This window comes from Desertibacillus haloalkaliphilus, assembly GCF_019039105.1.
In the GTDB taxonomy this organism is placed as follows: Bacteria; Bacillota; Bacilli; order Bacillales; family KJ1-10-99; genus Desertibacillus; species Desertibacillus haloalkaliphilus.
The window spans coordinates 1-439 of sequence record NZ_JAHPIV010000129.1; the positions used below are offsets into that span (position 1 = coordinate 1).

At 63.8% G+C, this 439-nt stretch carries 1 protein-coding gene; it reads left to right on the forward strand.

Going from position 1 to position 439, the window contains the following annotated elements; genetic code table 11:
- On the forward strand, positions 1–439 hold a 439-nt coding region (locus KH400_RS21185), incomplete at both ends, for a Kae1-like domain-containing protein (RefSeq protein ID WP_438821138.1).

Genomic DNA, 439 nt, shown 5'->3' on the forward strand with positions numbered 1-439 from the left:
GAACAATCTCGCACTGTATCAAAAGCTGTTCGACCATGCGGCCACAGCCTTGGCCGGCGATCTGCATCCGGAATATCTGTCCTCGAAACTCGCGCGCGAGCGTGCAGCTACCGATGGGCTGCCTTTGCTGGAAGTGCAGCATCACCACGCCCACGTCGCGGCTTGCCTCGCCGAGAACGGTCATCCGCTCGACGGGCCGGCGGTGCTCGGCATCGGGCTCGATGGGTTGGGATGGGGTGGCGACGCCCCGCTATGGGGCGGCGAATTCCTGCTCGCCGACTACCGCAATTATCAACGTCTCGGAACCTTCAAGCCGGTCGCGATGCCGGGCGGTGCGCAGGCGGCCCGTGAACCCTGGCGAAATCTCTATGCCCATCTCATGGCCGAGATGGCGTGGCCCGCCTTCACGATGAACTTCGAAGACCTCGACGTACACGCC